Genomic DNA, 14,471 nt, shown 5'->3' on the forward strand with positions numbered 1-14,471 from the left:
TCGTTATTTAAACTTTGTTTTCCCACGCGTTCAATGTCCAAACAAACTGCTAGTATATAAAATTAATTCCTTCTAAACAACGATCTTTTCCTACTATATAATCGTATTTTCCCAACACAAATCTTCCACTTTTCATAACTCTTCATATAAATAATATTTATCATTACCCAATGTTTTGACTATGAACCTGCTCTCCTTTTATACTGCTCATGCAATCAAAATTTAGGAGGATTTACTTATGCTTACAGGTTTAAATCGTTTAAACAACCCATTTTTAAATAAAGGAACGGCGTTTACAAAAGAAGAACGCGCAAAATACGGAATCACTGGTATGCTGCCTAGCACAGTTCAAACTTTGGAACAGCAAGCCGTTCAAGCCTACGGACAATATTTAAGCAAACCATCAGATTTAGAAAAACGTATTTTCTTAATGAATATCTTCAATACAAACCGGACATTGTTTTTCAAATTGATGGGCCAACACTTAGTTGAATTCATGCCAATCGTTTATGATCCAGTCGTTGCTGACTCAATCGAACAATATAATGAAATCTTCGTTGAACCGCAAGATGCTGCTTTCCTATCAATCGATGATCCAGCAAGCATCAAAGACAGCTTGAAAAATGCTGCTGACGGCCGCGACATCCGTTTGATCGTTGTTACTGACGCAGAAGGAATTTTAGGTATGGGTGACTGGGGTGTCAACGGTGTAGATATAGCCATTGGTAAATTAATGGTCTACACTGCTGCTGCGGGTATCAACCCTGCACAAGTATTGCCTGTATCTATCGATGCTGGTACAAATAACGAAGAATTATTAAACAACCCGCTTTACTTAGGTAACAGCCATGCTCGTGTTGAAGGCGATACTTATTATGACTTTATCGATCAATTTGTTGATGCAGCAACAGACCTTTTCCCTGAACTTTTATTACACTGGGAAGATTTCGGCCGCGGAAATGCCGCAAACATTTTAGAAAAATATCAAGACAAGATCACGACCTTCAACGATGACATCCAAGGGACTGGGATTGTCGTATTAGCTGGTGTTTTAGGTGGATTAAATATTTCTGGCGAAGCATTGAAAGACCAAACAATCTTGACATTCGGTGCTGGTACAGCTGGTGTCGGTATCGCCAATATCCTATTAAAAGAAATGGTTCGTCAAGGAACTCCTGAAGAAGAGGCACGCAAACACTTCTATCAAGTCGACAAACAAGGTCTATTATTTGAAGACACAGAAGGCTTAACACCTGGACAAATCCCATTTGCTAGAAAACGTGCTGAATTTACTAATAGTGCTGACTTAACAAACTTGGAAGCAGTTGTAAAAGAAATTCATCCAACAATCATGATCGGAACATCTACACAACCAGGTGCTTTCAGCGAAACAATCATTAAAGATATGGCTGCACACACACCTCGTCCAATCATTATGCCTTTATCAAATCCTACTAAGCTAGCGGAAGCAACTGCGGAAGATTTGATCAATTGGACAGACGGCAAAGCATTAATCGGTACAGGGATTCCTGCTGACGATGTTCAATACAATGGTGTGACTTACCAAATTGGCCAAGCCAACAATGCATTAATGTATCCTGGTCTAGGCTTAGGACTGATTGCTTCAACTTCTACTCGAGTAAATGACGAAATCATTTCTCAAGCAAGCCGTGCATTAGGCGGAATCGTTGACGTAACAAAACCTGGTGCATCTATCTTGCCTCCAGTAGCAAAAATTACTGAGTTTTCTCAAATTATTGCTGAAACAGTTGTAAAATCTGTGGTTGATCAAAAATTGAACCGCGAAGAAATCGCCGATGTTAAAGCAGCTGTTGAAGCGGCTAAATGGGTTCCTGAATATAAAGACTAATTCCAACCATTCATCCCTCTCTCATTGACTGGTTCATTAGATAAAATAGATATAACTCTCTTAAATGAGGGAGTAGATCGTCTTCTACTCCCCATTTTTTATGCTTCAAACATAGCTTCACTAAAGAAAGGATCTTTTAAAATGGCACAAAAAGAAACATCAACTGCGATGCCGGTTGAAGAAAAAAAGACCAGCTTCTGGTCAACAAAAATCACTGGCGTTAGTTTGCCGATCTATCTAATCATGGTCGTTGTATTGATCGTAGCGATGGCTTTAGGTAAATTGCCGACTAATATGATCGGTCCAATTGCGATCTTAGTAATTTTTGGGAACCTATTCCATTTTATCGGCAATAAAATTCCAATCGTTAAAAGTTATTTAGGCGGCGGTTCGGTCTTTGCGATCTTCGCTTCTGCTGCAATTGCGACTTTTGGCATTCTGCCTGACGCGGTCGTCAAATCAACTGAAAACTTTGTAACCAATATGGGTTTCTTAGATTTTTATATTGCTGCTTTGATTACCGGTAGTATTCTTGGTATGAACCGCAAATTATTGATGAAGGCCTCTGTTCGTTTTATTCCTGTTGCTCTTATTTCAATGGTCGTCTCTTTCTTTGCTGTAGGACTTGTCGGTATGCTGATTGGTAACGGTTTTGCAAACTCTGTTTTATATATTTCATTACCTGCTATGGCCGGCGGTGTTGGTGCCGGTGCGGTGCCATTATCAACCATTTATGCGCATGTTTTGGGGACAGATGCTTCTTCGATCATCTCTCGCTTGATTCCTGCAACTGCTATGACAAATGTTTTGGCGATTATTGGTGCAGCTTTAGTTGCTCGTGCTGGTCAATCATTACCTAAATTGAACGGTAATGGTAAATTGATGGAAAAAGGTGATCTTGGCGATGGTAAACCGCGCGAAGTAAAACCTGATATTGCACAGCTTGGTGTTGGTTTGATGGTCGCATTGACTTTCTTCATCTTAGGTCAAATCTGCAATTTCTTCGTTCCAAAAATTCACGCTTATGCGTTCATGATCATCATCGTAGTTATTTGTAAAATTACGAATATCCTACCTGAATACTATGAAGATGCAGCCATCATGTTCAATAATTTAATCGTTAAGAACTTAACTGCTGCAGTTCTTGCTGGTATCGGTATTGCTTTATTAAACTTAAATGTTTTAGCTTCTGCTCTAACTTGGCAATTTGTTGTTCTATGTTTGACCAGCGTTGTCGTAATCTCGCTTGTTTCTGGATTCGTGGGACGTCTGTTCGGATTGTACCCGATCGAATCAACAATTACTGCTGGATTATGTAACAATTCGATGGGCGGAACGGGGAACGTTGCCGTATTATCTGCCGCAAACAGAATGGAACTAATCGCTTTTGCCCAAATGGGTAACCGTTTAGGCGGCGCTATCGTCTTGATTATTTCTGGATTCTTGATGCAGCTGTTCTCATAATAACTAAAAAACACGATGTCCTGTTTTAGGATATCGTGGTTTTTTATTTACACTGCTGATTTCATTATCACCTGTTCTTTGATCGTTTTGCGGTATTGTCGTAAAAAATAAAAGGAGAAAAGCAGCGTGAGCCCTTCTGTTACCGGCAAACTGACCCAAGCCCCGGTCAATCCCCATATACCTGCTAGTATAATCACCAAAGGAACTAAGAAAATATATCCACGGAACAAAGACAAAGCAAAAGCTTGTTTCGCCTGACCGATGGCTGAAAAGAAAATACTAAATACGACATTCAGTGATGAGCCAAACAACGACAAAAAGAAAATCGGAATGCCAAAAGCGGCCAATTGAATCAGCATCGGATCATTCTCCCGATTGAAGGCCGAGATGATCGGATACTTCAAGAAAAACAGGATCAGATACAAAACAACTGCCATAATAAAACTAGTTCTCAAGCCAAATGTCAGTGTCTTCTGAATTGTCAGTGTCTCTTTTTTGCTGGCGGCACGACTGATCAGCGGCTGAATTCCCTGTGCAACCCCGGTAAATAAGGAAAGTGCCACAACGAGAATATTCGCCAATACGCCATAAGCGGCGATGGCGATATCCCCTCCTAAACCGATCAATACTTGATTGAAAACCAAGATACTGACACCGGTACTCATTTCAGCCAGAAAAGAGGACAAGCCTAATTGAATACTCTTAGTAATTGTCCTAAGCTTTGGCTTTACCCATTTCAACGAAAGCCGCCGTTTTGAGAAATTACGATGCGTACTTAAAATCGCCAAACTGAGCAATGGCGACAAAACGGTAGCTAAGGCCGCACCGGCCATGCCCATATTCAGCGGAAAAACGAAAATATAATCAAAAAGCATATTGAAAACACTGGAAAAAATCATCGCCTTCATCGCCAGCTGCGGATTCTGATCATTCCGAATGAACGCTAGGCATAGATTATTCAGGATAAAAAAAGGCGCCATCACTAAAATGAAACGCATATACATCGTCGTCAAACCTACCGTTGCACCACTGGCACCTAATAACAGCGCCAAAAAACGACTCGAAAAGAGACCTAATCCCGTGAAAAGAAGTCCAACACTTCCCCCAACAATCAGTAACTGCGAAAAATAGTCGCCGCTTCTTCCCTTCAGTGCAAACAACGTTGCACCACCCATTCCCAACAACAAGCCGATGCCCGTCAGTAGGTTGAATACCGGAAGTGCAATGTTCAAGGCGGCTAATCCCAGCACGCCCACACCATTGGCGATAAAGAATGTGTCGGCTAAAATATACAATGACAACCCTAGTGTACTTAAGACGCTTCGTGTGACATATCCTTTGATTTCATTCATGTGATTCCCTCCAAAAAAAATAGCATCCTACCCTCCATTGGCCTACGGGGCAGACTGCTACTCAAAACAAAACCCGGCGATTTTGCTAAAAGTTCTTCATATTTTTCATTAATTTTAGCAACGAATCGATGAAAAAGCAATCACTCATTTTTAAAAATCCAAATACATGATCCGCTCCCCGTTTTCCGGATCGTATTTTTGACTATCAATGAATCCAAAGCGCTGATAATACGCAATTATCTTTTCATTTTCCTCATGTACGCTTAAATAAATCCGCTCAATCTCATACTGCTGTTTCATGAAATCAATCAGCAAAGGGATGAACAAGCTGCCATAACCTTTCCCTTGAAATTGACTATCGATCATCAAACGGTCCAGCCACATACCATTGCCTTGTTTAGCACCAATCATCGAAAAACCGACTAGTTGTTTATCATGATATAGAGCTAATGGCTGCCACTGAAGCGATTTGTCATAGGCTGCTTCCAATAGCGATTGTTCGTTTCTTTCGATAAAACCACGCTGGCTTTCTGAAACTGAAAGTGCGGCAATTGCCCGCCAATTCGTTTCATCCACCTCTTTAATCAAAAAATCCATCGCGTAATCCTCCTCTATGCAATCATTTTACCGTACCCATCCTACAAAAAACAGCAATCGATAAAATCGACTGCTGCTTAAATGTACTATTGATTTGTATTTTACTCGATTATTTCTTTGCTTTCACGCATAAAGAACGCTGCTCCAATGGCTCCAATCAAAACGATCGCGCCAGCCACATAGCAAATTTGAACCAGTCCTTTATCGAAAGCATTAACAACAACTTTTTGCAGTTCGTGGGCAAAGGGGGCTTTGCTTATGACATCAGAGAAAGCGATCTGATGACCCGAAAATGGTCCTGCATTGATCAATCCCTGTGTTAATTTCGCGGGTAAATGCAGACCGGCCGCATGCTGATTGACAACATCTGCGTAGCGATTCGCTTCGACCAAACCTAAGATTACCACGCCGAAGCTTGTCCCAAATTGACGGAACACATTCAGCAAACCTGAAGCCATCCCCATTTCATGTGGTGCGACGCCTTCTAAACCAGCCGAATTCAACAGAGGGTTTACGATCCCGTTAGCAATACCGATCATGACTAATGTTGGCCATAATTGTGCATAACCCATTGTTGGAGACATTTGTCCAATCAAGAATAGGAAGCCTGCCCCACTGATCAATAATCCAGCTACGATCATCCATTTTTTTGAGAATCGATTACCAAGAATTCCTACGACCGGACCTAAAATCAAAGACCAAACAGATAAGGCTAACTGACGAATCCCGGTATCAAAGGCCGACCAGCCGATATAATTTTGCATCAATACTGTAAGATACGTATTAAACGCATAAATGCCTGAACCTAAAGCAAAAGCCACCAGAGCTGAACCGACAAAGTTGATGTTTTTGAACATCTTCAAATTCATCATTGGGTTTTGGACCTTTGCTTCCGCATAGATGAACAACGCTAGGAAAACGACAGCTAGTACTAACCAGCCGCCAACGCGTAAGTCTGTCCAAGCCCAGTTGATATGCGTTTCCTTTTGGATCAACCCATAAATCGCACTAAACAGTGCGGCTGCGGATAAAATCATACCGATAAAATCAATTTTCTGATCTTTTCCATAGCTTGGTGTTTCATTGACAAAACGGATCGTCATCCAAACCGCAATGATACCAATCGGTAAGTTGATAAAGAAGATAGAGGACCAACCGAATGCATCGACCAGCAGCCCGCCAACCAACGGACCTGAGGCAGAAGATAATCCGATAACTGAGCCTAAAATACCTAGAGCTAAGCCACGCCGTTTGCCGTCAAAGTTGGAGGCCACCAACGCCATCGATAGGGACATCATCCCTGCGCCACCGATCGCTTGTATACCGCGACCAATATCTAAAATCAATAATGTAGGTGCGAAGCCGTTAACTACCGAAGCGATCACAAATAGGATCAAACTGGCTAAAAAGACTTTCTTGCGCCCGTACATATCTCCCATTTTTGAAACGATCAGCAACGTAACAGCAAAAACCAATGTATAAGCATTTAATACCCATTGTAATTGAGCAAAAGGTTCATTGAAGACCTTTTGCATTGTTGGTAACGCCACATTTACAACCGTAACATCCAAAAGCCCCATGAAAACACCTAAAGACATCGCGATTAATGAGAACCATTTTTTTGAAGAATCTTTCATATATTTTTCGCACTCCTACTAGCTATAATTAGCAATCTGCCGATTCATTAAATTATTTCCGATCAGCGATTTGTTTCTTAATCCAAGTTAATTTTGCTTTCGCAATTTGGATATCCAATTCATAAGCCTCCACCAAAACATGAAACCGTTCCGCTCTTTCTGGAAAACGTTTCTGATGGGCTTCCATATCCGCTTGCGCTGCTTGATAGAAGCATAAATCCTCTTCGATAAACCCTCGAAATTCTTCCAAAATCCTCAATTGCTCCGGAAGTGTTACACTATCTAACGAACGTAATTTGAAATGCTGCGTGACATTACGTTTCGCATCAGAAGGTATTTTTTGTTTCATCAATTCAATAAAGCGATCTACACCCTTTTCAGTGATATGCCACAGCTTCATTTTTCGTCCTTCTTCATGCAACGTTGAAGTGACTAACCCTTCTTTTTCCAGCTTTTCTAGTGATGGATACAACACGCCGCTAGAAACTTTTCGCATAGGCTGCAAAGATGATCCGACAATTTTTTGTAATTTATAGCCCGTTTTATCATCTGGAATCAATGAACCCAGCAGCAGTAAATCGTACATCATACCCTCCCTCCGACAAATTTCATAAGTCTTTTAGATATATTGCCTCACTTATTATAGGTCTTTTAGACACATTGTCAACGGAAAAGTATTTTGTCTTTCTAAACGCAATTATCAGAAGATTTGACTCAATAATTCTGACCAACAAAAAAACGAATTCAAAAGAATCCGTCTAATCTAATCACTTCGTCTTCTCAATAAATCGGCGAACGGCTCGATCAACAAAATCACCGTTGCCGTCTATTGTATGACCGCCCGTTTCGCAAATCGCGGTGTCGGCCTCGACTCGTTGAAGCAGCTTTTCGATTTGTTCATATTTTGCCATTGGATCATCTTTCGCATGACAAACTAATAACGGTACCTGAATTTGCTCTAGCGGATACTCATCATAGTTCAAAGTCATATCCGTATTGGTTACCTCACTATCGGCCTTAACACCTTTCCGTCTTGGAGTAGCCGGCAGCATCGTTTCGAATAAACTATTGGTCGAAACGGTTGATCCCATCATCTTGTTAAAGACAAAACCAAAATGTTTCATCGTAAACCATAGGATAAAATCATTCACAATGAAAGCTGGCGGTCCTTGCAATCCCATCTCTTTGACCTCTGCTGGTGTTCGTTTTTTATCTGGTGCACCGGAAGATAAAAGAATGATGCCTTTTATACGATCAGGATAATCCAATGCCATTCGTAAAGTCGTCGCCCCACCCGCTGATGTCCCCAAAACATACCCCTTTTTGATCTGTAATTGATCCATCAATTCGATAAAAGCCTTGGCTTGATTATTCGGTGTTGGCTTTTCCGGCAGATCCGAACCGATATAGCCAAAACGCGAAGGAGAAATTTTTCGTTGTTTATCTCCGACTACTTGACGAAGACTTGTCATTCCTTGATCGTAACCGCCAAAAATCCCGTGAGCAATAATTACTGCTTCACCTGAACCTTCATCAAGATAATTCATTTTTCCAAAACTGGTATTCAATGATTTCACTTCATACCGATTCAATCGAACATACGCGGCTGTTATATCACGTCTAAATTGATATAGTTCAAATCCAATGAAGCCAACAATTATTAGTAAAAGTAAATAAACCCACACTGTCTCATTCCCCTTTTTTATTATTGACTTAAGTATATCAAATAATTTAAATACCTATAGCTGCCGTTTACAAAAATACTCTCCTCGTGATATCTTTTAGTGGCATGAACAATTTGCATTCCTAAGGAGAAAATGAATGAGCCATTTACCTGAGCACCAAGTGGATAACCTTGTCACTCGCATTAATCGCATCGAAGGACAAGTAGGTGGAATCAAAAAAATGATTATCGCGGAAAAGCCGTACAATGAAGTTCTGATTCAGTTGAATTCTGCACGATCAGCGATTCAAGGCATTAGCAAGATCTTACTTGAAGCACGAGCAGATCATTCGTTGATGAATGTTTCTGACGGCGCCTCGTTGGATGATGAGCTAAAGCAATTGCGAGAAGTCATTAAACAGTACAATAAAATGAACTAGACATTAAAAGGAAGGAACGATTGAAAATTTCAGTCGTTCCTTCCTTTTGGGTTCAACTACTATGGTAATTATTAGTCTTTCTTCGGTATTCGAATCGTAAAGGTCGTTCCTTCATTTTTTTGACTGGCTACGTCAATTGTTCCGCCATGAAGCCGCACGAGCTCTTTCACGATCGATAATCCGAGTCCCGACTCGCCTATCTTTGTATTTTTTCTAGATGGGTCCACCTTGTAATAACGATCCCAAATATTTTTTTGTTCCTCTTCCGTCATTCCGATACCATTATCCTCCACCGTCACAACAATATCCTGATCTGCTTCTTGTAGATTAATTTTTACCGTTCCGTCCTCGGTAAATTGAATCGCATTCTGAATCACATTCACCATGATCTGAATGAAGCGGTCATGATCCGCGTACACTTCTATTGGTTTTTCGTTTAGCAAAAGCAATTGATCGTTCATCAAAGCAGCCTTCTCTTTTAACTGAGCAAGAATATTTTTGATCACTTCCGTTGCATTGAATGGTGTTTTCGTTAACGTGATCTGCTGACTTCGAATATTTTCATAATCTAGATTCTGCTTCACTAAGCGAATCAATCGGTCCGTTTCATTTTGCATCAGCAAAATCGCCTTTTCTTTCTGTGCTTCCGGAATGGCATCGTATCTTAGCCCCTCTAGCAGCCCTTTGACCGTGGTCAGCGGCGTTCGCATCTCATGCGAGGTATTGGCCATGAACTGTTTACGTAATTCTTCCTGCCTGACGATTTCCTTTTCGTTATCCTGCAAAGCCACCGCCATTTTATTAAAATCATGGGCCAACTCATTAAACTCGTCTTTACTGTTCTTCTCTTCTATCTCGATCTCATAATTTCCGTTAGCAATTTGGTTCACTGCTCGTTTTAGATCGTTGATTTTCTTGACTTGTCTGGCTGCTAGCCCAAAACTGATTGCTCCGCCAAACAGAGAGGAAATGATAAATCCCTTCAGCAGATTATCCGAAATTAATTTCTCACTGTATTCCAGATCGTGAGCCGATTTTGATGCTATCAAGATCCCATCAATGTTATTTGAAAAAACTACCTTAGAAAGGACATACGAGGTTTGATTCGACTTTCCGTTGAAGTCGCGTTTGATTGTTTTCATTACCGGAAGGCCTTGTTCTATTTGCTGTTTTTCTGAATCATCTAAAATAGAATCCGAAATAGTAGAAATATTGTCTGGATAGATCACCTTTTTCTGATTATCGATCAACACAAAATTAATACTTTGATTCGCTAAAATCGTTTCCGCATAGTACAAGGAATTTACTAATCGTTCTTCCGGGCTCAAATAATTATACGAGCTTTCAAATTCGTTTACTTCCGGTTTACTTAGAATATTACCGACAGACTGCAGGTACCCACGAATTTGATTATAATTTTGATTGACCAACGTACGTTTATTAATGTTGGTAAAAGAAACACCAATTAACACCATCGTCAAAATAATAAGTAACCAGAAAGCTAATAACTGCTGATATAAATATTTCATAACCATCCTCTTCTATTCAGTTTATTGATTACCCTTACAATAACTTATTATCAAATCAAAAAAGCGGAATTCATTGAAAAATCAAATAATTTTCTTATTTAATGTAAGAACAATCAATCAGGCTGATATGATAAAATCAGCTTTTTTATCCACCTGCAAAATGCTACACTTAAAAGGATTGGAAACGCATATATCATTTTCGAACGAAAAAAACTGCGAGGTGCTGGTGTGACAATTGATGAATCCAACGTAGATTCCGCGTTGCTTTTAAAAAAATACGTGCGGGATAAGCGCGTGTTAGACGTATCTGAAATCCAAAAGCTTTTAGAAAATTCAGAGGTCCTCGCTAAAATTTTGGCGGAGCCTTATCGTACAGATACTTTTACAGGGCTGCGCAAACTAGAATTTTTATTAATCGAACTATCAGAAATCCCCTATTTCGAACGCATGGAGCAAGTCCAAACAATGTTAGAAACGCTGCACTGCTATACAAATTACGCTGAAGGTTTTTCATTAACGGGAAAACAATCCGGCGTTTTAGCCTGCCACAATGCGATTTGCACATTGATTTTCCTGCGCGCCGAGAAAAAAGAATGGGCGGAAAAAGGGATTCAATGGATCATTTCTTATTTTCCATTCGATAAGAATATTGCTTCAAACTGGCATGGCAAGGATCTCTTTCATCGTTTTGGCGGATGTGTTGGGAATTCTCCCTGCTGTGATGGTTTAGTCAAATCGGTTAAAGCTCTTTCAGAGTATACCGCTAAATACGGCGATTATCCTGAATTGAAAATAAAATTGCAGCAAGGATTAGACTATATTTTGGAGCATCGCGTTATTTTTCATCAAAACAGCGATGAGTATTTATATGATGATTTAATCACGCTTTTCTATCCTTACCCCTATCGTACGAATATTATTGAAGCATTAGGCGTTATGAAGACAGAGGATTTCTTGGATCGTGCTGAATGCCAGGCAGCCTTAGACTATTTGAAAGAAAAGCAACAGGATAATGGTTTTTGGCAATCTGAAAAGATTTTTATGAAGAGTTCCTGGATTCCTTTTGATCCAATCAAAAAGCCCGGCACATGGATTACTGCTGAAATTGAATGGCTCTTAGAATAATAAAAAATGACCTTGATGACTATCTCCATGTCATCAGGGTCATTTTGCCATTATTAGTGACTCAAATGGTAATACTCTTCTTCCATCTGCTGCATTCTTTCCCGTTCCTTCTTGTTATACCATGGGGAAACTGTGAATGCCAGAACATCATTGATCAGATACACTGAACTATTTACAAACATCGCCAAACTTGCGGCGCCGTGTCTGAATGAAATGTACCAAAGAACCATTTGTGCAAGTCCTGAAGCCAGCCACCAGAAATATTGATTATTGTAACGTAAGAAGCTAATAATTCCTGCACTCAAACTGATTGAAAAGGCAATTGCATCAACCCAAGGACGTGGATCATCCGTGAAGCGTTGGATCAAATAACCAGAAACGAAGTAGACGACAATGGTACTGATAATGGCAGTAAACCAAGTTTTTCCAGTAAATTTCCGAATTTTAGACGCCATATTGTGGTTCCATTCTTTGCTTAGCAGCACCGGAATATCCAGCGTGATCATATAGGCGATCTGTTCACCGATACTTAAATAGTTTTTTGCTGAATAACCGACATAAATAAAGCAGATTGCAGAAATAATCCCTAGCACACCATTCACTGACTTAGCAGCATTGATTGAAAGAATACATAATACACCCAAAGTTGTTCCGATGAATGTGATCACTGTCAACAGTGTGAAGGGTTGATTGACTAAAGTCATGATTTGGCACCCTAAGCTGAAGAAAAAGAGATAATAATTTTGTTGCGGCCACCCTTTTAATTGGTGAAGTAAAAATTTGAAATAATTTAACATGATTGGCTCCTTCTAAAAAACGGTCGTTCTTTTTTTGCTTTGAAAAATGGAAATACTAAAAAATACCTTTTTCAATATTCCCAGTTGAATAATAGCTGGAGTGTTTAGGCTCCTGAAGATTCAATTTGTTTGTCTCTTCCTTGATCTGTTTGATCACTGTCTCGGCTGCTTGCGGATCAGCCACAAAATCGTAACGGTCTCCGTCAATCTGAATTTTCGGACAGATATCAAAATTGTCATACCATTGCTGGTAGCGTTCGTTGACCATTCGATAATAGTCGTACAGCTCAGGATTCGCGGCGATTTGTTCATAATCACGTCCGCGTTTTTCGATCCGATCCAGCATCACATCAAAAGAAACCTTGATATGAACTAGCAGATCCGGTCTTTTTTTCGGTGCGGTGTGCTCCAATTCCTTTAACATCGTATCCAGTAAATTGTCGTATTGCAGCACCTCATCTTGACTTACCCGACCAAGATCGGCATTTAAGTGAAACAGCAGACTGTCCTCATAAATTGAACGGTCCAGCACATTATCTGCTTGTTTTAAGGCATCCTTCATCGCCAAAAAACGTTTATTTAAAAAGAATATTTGTAATAGAAATGTGTATTTTTCTGGATTCGAGTAAAACAATGGCAGTACTTCGTTATCATCCACGTTCTCATAAAATGGTTTTGAGTTCATTTCCTGCGACAACATATCTGTCAAACTGCTTTTACCCGCACCGATCGTGCCAGCTATTAATAGCATCGTTTCATCCATCCCTTCTCAATAACTAATTATTTCTTTTAAATCCTTGATAATAGTACTCCTAAATTTTTTTGAAGTAAAGTCTAGATTTTGTGTGTTTTTAGTGATATGTAAATAAACAACACAATATATAGTGTTGCTGAGAAACGAATAATGAAGGTGCTTTCTTGCCTTTTTGTACATATAAAAAAACCTCAATGCTCAAGCAAAGAGGTTTTCCGTGATTAATAATCAAACTGACGATAGTAACGACGAATGTCCAAAGGATGACAATTCAGTTTTTCAACATGAGCATCGATTCGTTGAGTCACACAATGCATTAATAAGTGCGGCAAGACTCTGCCGCGATTTTTTTCACTGATGCCTTCGATCGGATAATCCTTTGAGTCAATCAATGTATAGTTTCCACAGATACGCGGCAACAAATTTTTCACTCGTTCCGCCAATGGACGCTGCTCATCTTCGCCCAAGAATAGCGTTACTGCTGTTGTTTCATCAACAATTTCCAATGTACCATGCAAGAATTCTGCTGCATGGATTGATTTCGAACGCAGCCAGCTTTGCTCTTCCCAGTAGCACATTGCATAAGAGTATACGGCTCCCCATTGATTTCCGGCACCAATAAAGTAATGCATCGCGTCATGGCGATGTTTTTCAGCAAACTCACGACCAAAGTCATCCGCTTGTTTTTCTGCTTCAACAAGCCCTTTCGCTAGAGATTGTTCCAACTCACCATAGTATTCTGCATAATCAGGAAAGTCGCCATTGTTCTTCAGCAGACGATCCGCCGCCATAAAGAATTTAATCTGCTCTGTTCCCGGTGCAGGATAGATGATGACATGATCGCAGCTTTCAGCTAAGCTTGTTCCCGCTGTGTCAACAAAACCAAGTAACGTTGCCCCCACCTTTTTGATTTCATTGACTGCTTTTACCACTTCTTCGGTTGTTCCTGTCACAGAGGAAAGAATCACCAACGAATCTTTGGTCAGTCTTCGGTTGCCTGTCGTATAGTATTCCGCCGCATGCTGCACATAGACAGGTAAATCACTGCGTCCATTGACATAGGTTACCGCCTGCATAGCCGAAGCATAAGTTCCGCCAATCCCTAAGTAAAAAATATTGTCGTAGCCTTTTTCCCAAACCTCATCAATGATTTTTTCTACCTGCGGACGTAATTCCAACGCGCCTTGAATATCCTCAATCTGTTGCTGCTCATCAAATTTCAACATGTCATAAACTCCTCAAC

At 40.2% G+C, this 14,471-nt stretch carries 13 protein-coding genes; 4 read left to right on the forward strand and 9 right to left on the reverse strand.

Annotated elements, in window-relative coordinates:
- The first annotated feature begins 238 nt into the window (after positions 1-238).
- Positions 239-1,870, forward strand: coding sequence for a malolactic enzyme (locus I585_RS12580; RefSeq protein WP_010742168.1), 1,632 nt, complete (start codon positions 239-241; stop codon positions 1,868-1,870).
- Between the two features lie 141 nt (positions 1,871-2,011).
- Complete coding sequence (locus I585_RS12585; RefSeq protein ID WP_010742169.1) at positions 2,012-3,334, forward strand: 2-hydroxycarboxylate transporter family protein; 1,323 nt, start codon at positions 2,012-2,014, stop codon at positions 3,332-3,334.
- Positions 3,335-3,381: 47 nt separating this feature from the next.
- Here the strand turns inward: I585_RS12585 and I585_RS12590 are convergent, their stop codons facing one another.
- The 5 genes from I585_RS12590 to I585_RS12610 all read right to left on the reverse strand — a co-directional run bounded on the left by I585_RS12590 (position 3,382) and on the right by I585_RS12610 (position 8,605).
- Complete coding sequence (locus I585_RS12590) at positions 3,382-4,686, reverse strand: MATE family efflux transporter (RefSeq protein WP_010742170.1); 1,305 nt, start codon at positions 4,684-4,686, stop codon at positions 3,382-3,384.
- 150 nt (positions 4,687-4,836) lie between these two features.
- Entirely contained in the window at positions 4,837-5,283 is a 447-nt protein-coding gene (locus I585_RS12595; RefSeq protein ID WP_010742171.1) for a GNAT family N-acetyltransferase, read from the reverse strand.
- 101 nt (positions 5,284-5,384) lie between these two features.
- Positions 5,385-6,920, reverse strand: a complete 1,536-nt coding sequence (locus I585_RS12600) for an MFS transporter (protein ID WP_010742172.1) — start codon at positions 6,918-6,920, stop codon at positions 5,385-5,387.
- Positions 6,921-6,972: 52 nt separating this feature from the next.
- Complete coding sequence (locus I585_RS12605; protein WP_010742173.1) at positions 6,973-7,509, reverse strand: PadR family transcriptional regulator; 537 nt, start codon at positions 7,507-7,509, stop codon at positions 6,973-6,975.
- Positions 7,510-7,687: 178 nt separating this feature from the next.
- On the reverse strand, positions 7,688-8,605 hold the full coding sequence (locus tag I585_RS12610) for an alpha/beta fold hydrolase (RefSeq protein ID WP_010742174.1): 918 nt from the start codon (positions 8,603-8,605) through the stop codon (positions 7,688-7,690).
- Between the two features lie 136 nt (positions 8,606-8,741).
- Here I585_RS12610 and I585_RS12615 point away from each other — a divergent pair, with 136 nt between their 5' ends.
- Positions 8,742-9,023, forward strand: coding sequence for a metal-sensitive transcriptional regulator (locus I585_RS12615; RefSeq protein ID WP_010742175.1), 282 nt, complete (start codon positions 8,742-8,744; stop codon positions 9,021-9,023).
- A gap of 71 nt (positions 9,024-9,094) precedes the next feature.
- On the opposite strand, the gene I585_RS12620 is transcribed toward I585_RS12615, so the two are convergent.
- Positions 9,095-10,552: a sensor histidine kinase gene (locus tag I585_RS12620; protein ID WP_010742176.1), complete on the reverse strand. Its 1,458-nt coding sequence runs from the start codon at positions 10,550-10,552 to the stop codon at positions 9,095-9,097.
- A gap of 228 nt (positions 10,553-10,780) precedes the next feature.
- On the opposite strand from I585_RS12620, the gene I585_RS12625 reads away from it, so the two are divergent.
- A complete protein-coding gene (locus tag I585_RS12625; RefSeq protein WP_010742177.1) occupies positions 10,781-11,677 on the forward strand; it encodes a hypothetical protein in 897 nt (298 codons plus the stop codon).
- Between the two features lie 53 nt (positions 11,678-11,730).
- Here I585_RS12625 and pnuC read toward each other — a convergent pair whose 3' ends face one another.
- From pnuC to I585_RS12640, 3 genes are all read right to left on the reverse strand, one after another.
- Positions 11,731-12,474: a nicotinamide riboside transporter PnuC gene (gene pnuC / locus I585_RS12630; protein WP_010742178.1), complete on the reverse strand. Its 744-nt coding sequence runs from the start codon at positions 12,472-12,474 to the stop codon at positions 11,731-11,733.
- A gap of 55 nt (positions 12,475-12,529) precedes the next feature.
- Positions 12,530-13,237 (reverse strand): deoxynucleoside kinase, encoded by a 708-nt coding sequence (locus I585_RS12635; RefSeq protein ID WP_010742179.1) that lies wholly within the window; start codon positions 13,235-13,237, stop codon positions 12,530-12,532.
- Positions 13,238-13,449: 212 nt separating this feature from the next.
- The gene (locus tag I585_RS12640) at positions 13,450-14,454 is read right to left on the reverse strand and encodes an SIS domain-containing protein (protein ID WP_010742180.1); all 1,005 of its coding nucleotides are present in this window, start codon (positions 14,452-14,454) and stop codon (positions 13,450-13,452) included.
- Positions 14,455-14,471: the final 17 nt, after the last annotated feature.

The sequence above is a fragment of the Enterococcus malodoratus ATCC 43197 genome (assembly GCF_000407185.1).
Classification (GTDB): Bacteria; Bacillota; Bacilli; order Lactobacillales; family Enterococcaceae; genus Enterococcus_A; species Enterococcus_A malodoratus.

Coding starts and splice junctions, on each gene's coding strand:
- I585_RS12580 (WP_010742168.1), top strand. CDS start 239: ATGCTTACAGGTTTAAATCGTTTAAACAACCCATTTTTAAATAAAGGA.
- I585_RS12585 (WP_010742169.1), top strand. CDS start 2,012: ATGGCACAAAAAGAAACATCAACTGCGATGCCGGTTGAAGAAAAAAAG.
- I585_RS12590 (WP_010742170.1), bottom strand. CDS start 4,686: ATGAATGAAATCAAAGGATATGTCACACGAAGCGTCTTAAGTACACTA.
- I585_RS12595 (WP_010742171.1), bottom strand. CDS start 5,283: ATGGATTTTTTGATTAAAGAGGTGGATGAAACGAATTGGCGGGCAATT.
- I585_RS12600 (WP_010742172.1), bottom strand. CDS start 6,920: ATGAAAGATTCTTCAAAAAAATGGTTCTCATTAATCGCGATGTCTTTA.
- I585_RS12605 (WP_010742173.1), bottom strand. CDS start 7,509: ATGATGTACGATTTACTGCTGCTGGGTTCATTGATTCCAGATGATAAA.
- I585_RS12615 (WP_010742175.1), top strand. CDS start 8,742: ATGAGCCATTTACCTGAGCACCAAGTGGATAACCTTGTCACTCGCATT.
- I585_RS12620 (WP_010742176.1), bottom strand. CDS start 10,552: ATGAAATATTTATATCAGCAGTTATTAGCTTTCTGGTTACTTATTATT.
- pnuC (WP_010742178.1), bottom strand. CDS start 12,474: ATGTTAAATTATTTCAAATTTTTACTTCACCAATTAAAAGGGTGGCCG.
- I585_RS12635 (WP_010742179.1), bottom strand. CDS start 13,237: ATGGATGAAACGATGCTATTAATAGCTGGCACGATCGGTGCGGGTAAA.
- I585_RS12640 (WP_010742180.1), bottom strand. CDS start 14,454: ATGTTGAAATTTGATGAGCAGCAACAGATTGAGGATATTCAAGGCGCG.